This is a genomic window from Streptococcus sp. DD10 (assembly GCF_001578805.1).
GTDB lineage: Bacteria > Bacillota > Bacilli > Lactobacillales > Streptococcaceae > Streptococcus.
On record NZ_KQ969166.1, the window covers coordinates 31362 to 34961 of the forward strand.

The 3600-nt window shown below is 38.5% G+C and carries 5 protein-coding genes; all 5 read left to right on the forward strand.

The genetic code is table 11. The features are described from left to right. Positions 1–346: replication protein (locus STRDD10_RS09300; protein WP_231853409.1), on the forward strand; the 346-nt coding region annotated here is incomplete at its 5' end. A 246-nt stretch (positions 347–592) separates the two neighbouring features. After that, the gene (locus STRDD10_RS09305; protein WP_082782091.1) at positions 593–847 is read left to right on the forward strand and encodes a hypothetical protein; all 255 of its coding nucleotides are present in this window, start codon (positions 593–595) and stop codon (positions 845–847) included. 189 nt (positions 848–1036) lie between these two features. Further along, positions 1037–1216, forward strand: coding sequence for a type II toxin-antitoxin system HicA family toxin (locus tag STRDD10_RS09310; protein WP_061866461.1), 180 nt, complete (start codon positions 1037–1039; stop codon positions 1214–1216). A 35-nt stretch (positions 1217–1251) separates the two neighbouring features. After that, positions 1252–1704, forward strand: a complete 453-nt coding sequence (locus STRDD10_RS09315; protein WP_061866460.1) for a type II toxin-antitoxin system HicB family antitoxin — start codon at positions 1252–1254, stop codon at positions 1702–1704. A 315-nt stretch (positions 1705–2019) separates the two neighbouring features. Next, positions 2020–3312 carry a DUF1958 domain-containing protein gene (locus STRDD10_RS09320; RefSeq protein WP_067195438.1) on the forward strand — a complete coding sequence of 431 codons (1293 nt, stop codon included), beginning with the start codon at positions 2020–2022 and terminating at the stop codon, positions 3310–3312. The last annotated feature ends 288 nt before the right edge of the window (positions 3313–3600 follow it).

Below are 3600 nucleotides of genomic sequence, written 5' to 3' on the forward strand. Positions count from 1 at the left end.
CCTTATGACTGGAAATGTAAAGAAAGCTAGTGAATTAAGTTCAATCACTAGGCAAACGGCTTATAAGTATTTGAATGACACAACTTTTAAACGGCTTTACCGAGAAAGACGTAGCGAACAACTTAAAGAAGCTACCACTCTTTTAAAAAATGCAAGCGTTGAAGCGGTTAATGTATTGAGAGAAATCATGCTTAATGAGGGTGTAAGCCCGTATGCAAGACAACAGAGCGCCCAAACTATTCTAAACATTGCTTATAAAGCAGTTGAGAAAGTTGAGGTTATAGAACAATTAGAAGTATTAGAGGCGAAGGTGCTAAATGAAGGCGATCAAAAACCGTTTGAATAAGCTGGATAAGTTTAAAACAATAATGAATGTTAGAAAGCGGATGACCTACTTTCAACGTTTTCACATGAATCGGCTATAAGCTATTAGAAACGAATTTGGGGGACTTTTGTATTTTTGATATTTTCTTAAGTACCTCCTCGGTCAAAAAAACGCAAAATTTTAAAGATGATAAACGAGCAAGAAACCGCTAAGCGTGTATACTACTTTTTAAAGTCTTATCGGTCGCTTTTAAAACTTGCTGAGCCAATGGCAAAAGATGGAGTTTTAAAAGACAAGGCGGCAGAGATAGTGGCGACTATTAAAGCATACCAGAACAGTTTGAACAGTCCTAAACGTGAAATATTTTCCAACCTATTCACGAAGCGCCCAAAAGAAACGCTAAAACTCTACCAGCTAAACAAAAAACTAGGAATAGACAAAGAAGAGTATGAATGGCTTAAGGCTGAAATTTTGCTAGACTTTGGCAATTCTTACCATGATGGGGCGTTATTGGTGCGCTAGGCTTTATATTTGCCCTTTTTTAGCCTTCATTTGCGTTAGGTGGATAAATAGACCAGATAGACAGCAAAGTTCCTTAGAAACGATTTTAGGGGGCTTTTGTGGTGAGTGAAAAAAAAGGAAGTTTTATTGAAAAGTATTGACAACACGTGTAATACGTGTTAAAATAAAAGAGTCAGGAGGTAGAGCGCTATGCCGATGACACAAAAAGAGATGGTCAAGCTCCTTATCGCAAACGGTTGGAAGAAAACCAAGGGCGGTAAAGGTTCCCATATCAAAATGGAGAAAGCTGGAGAACGACCCATCACAGTCCCCCACGGTGAATTGAATAAGTACACCGAAAGGGGAATAAGAAAGCAAGCTGGGCTGTAAAGCCTAGCCCCTGCTTTTTGATATGGAGGTTTAAAATGTTAGTATCTTACCCCGCTTTGTTTTATTATGACGATACGGACGATGTAAAAGCCCCTTACTTTGTACATTTTCCCGATTTTGAAAATTCAGCAACTCAAGGCGATAGCATTTCAAACGCTATGGCAATGGGGGCGGAGTGGTTAGGGATCATGGTTTCCGATTATATTGAGAATGATATAGACTTACCTAAACCGTCTGACATTAACCGCTTATCATTAGTAGAAAACGACCCTTTTAAAGATGATGAAGAATTTGAGTCAAGTTATAACCTTGAAAAATCTTTTCTATCTATGGTGACGGTAGATGTGGCGCAATACTTAGGAAGCCAAGAGCCAATCAAAAAAACTTTGACTATTCCAAGATGGGCGGACAAGTTAGGACGCGAATTAGGTTTGAATTTTTCTCAAACTCTAACAGAAGCGATAGCAGAAAAGAAATTGCAAGCCTAAGCCTCTATTTAGGAAACTAAAAAAGCACGTTTGACCGTGCTAGTTTCTTGCCTGCTGAACTCATTAAATTATTTTGATAGACTTGAAAAAGTCTATTTTTTGTTCCATTTTTTAGGAACTTTAGGGGGATATTTGGGGGAATGTGTATATATATTTATATTTTAGTTAATTTTCAGAAAGCTAGTATTATCAAGGGTTTTAGGCGGTATAATAAAATATAATGAAGTGCAAACTTGCTTATAACAAAAAATAGGCTTCTAAGCCCTTCTTTTTGTGATATAATGGTAAAAAGAAATCCTTGGAGATAAAAAGAATATGAAGTTTAAAGTAGTCGTTCTGCTTGCCCTAATCAGTGTTTCCCTCTTAAATTCTATCCTTGTACTAGCTGATGATCTCTACCAGCAAGATGACATTCTCGCCATCACGAAAGAAACAGGCTTTAATATGGATGAATTCTATCGTCCGAAAGCCGATATCTTAATCGATGCAAAAACAGGTAGCATTCTTTATGGAGATAATATAGATGTCGTACGAGACTCAGGTAGCATGGCAAAACTAATGACGGCGTACGTTCTCTTTCTAGCTATTAAAGATGGAAAACTGAACTACGATACTGTGATTACGGCTAGTGCAAGCGACCAAGCAATCTCCGAAAATTCTGACCTCAGCAATGTCCCTATCTATGCAGGAGTAGACTATCCGATTTCTGATTTGATTAATATGCTTTTTGTCCCTTCGTCTAGTGCTGCTACTATCATGATCGCCAACGCTGTATCAGACAATGATCCTGATGCATTCCTAGACCTCATGAATCAACGTGCACAGGAAATCGGAATGACCAATAGCAAATGGTACAACCCAAACGGCGCTCCTACCTCCGTCCTTCGTGGTCTCTACACACCGACTCGCTACGATAACCATGCGACTAATGAGATTACGGCGCGTGATATGGCTATTTTAGGCTATCATTTAGTCAATGAATTTCCAGAAGCACTTGACTATACAAAAAACTCTAGCGTAACCGTTATGAAAGGAACCCCTTATCAAGCTACCTATGATAACTACAACGCTTCTTTAGAAGGAGGAAAACATGCTCTAAAAGGAGCAGATGGTTTAAAGACAGGATCCAGTCCAACTGCTGACTATAATTATAGTGTAACTGTTAAGCGAGGTAATCAACGTTTTATTGAGATTATCATGGGAGTTGGTCACTATGATGTCGAACTGGCTGAGAGTTATCGTCACATCATTGGAAATGCCCTGGCCGAAAAAATGTTCCAAGAATACGAATATAAGGAAATACTAACAGCAGGGGAACATCAAATCAATGGAAAAACTTACCAACTTGAGCAACCTTTCTATGCCACCGTCAAAAAAGGAACTCAACCGACACTCACCGTCAAGAACAATCAACTCTCCGTTGATAATGGACTCCAAAGTCTATCTCCAAACATCAAAACGACTCTCACTGTAACGGAAAAAGGGGGATTTTTCTCCCTACCAAACACTACAAACGCCGTAAAATTCAATCCCATGTGGATTTTTTGTCTTCTTCCTATTGGAATTCTTAAATGGATTTTCATGAAAACTAATTCTACAAGAAAATAAAACAGCTAAAGCCGTTCACTTAAAATGAACGGCTTTAGCTGTTTACCTTGAATGACAATCAATTATTTTAAAAGATCCCTTTATCTCAAGAGATAAGCACTACATCTCACTTTAAAAAAATTATGAGAGAGACTGACTGGTGGGCATGGCCTACATGGTCAAGAAAATCAGTATAGTGCCTAACTGAAGTCAAGACTACTTCCTTTGGAAAAAAGATAAATCACTATCGCGAAATTGAACTCGCCCTAAAAGCGTCGAGAAAAAGAGAGATTGCCATGTGGGCATGGC

Coding starts and splice junctions, on each gene's coding strand:
- STRDD10_RS09320 (WP_067195438.1), top strand. CDS start 2,020: ATGAAGTTTAAAGTAGTCGTTCTGCTTGCCCTAATCAGTGTTTCCCTC.
- STRDD10_RS09305 (WP_082782091.1), top strand. CDS start 593: ATGGCAAAAGATGGAGTTTTAAAAGACAAGGCGGCAGAGATAGTGGCG.
- STRDD10_RS09310 (WP_061866461.1), top strand. CDS start 1,037: ATGCCGATGACACAAAAAGAGATGGTCAAGCTCCTTATCGCAAACGGT.
- STRDD10_RS09315 (WP_061866460.1), top strand. CDS start 1,252: ATGTTAGTATCTTACCCCGCTTTGTTTTATTATGACGATACGGACGAT.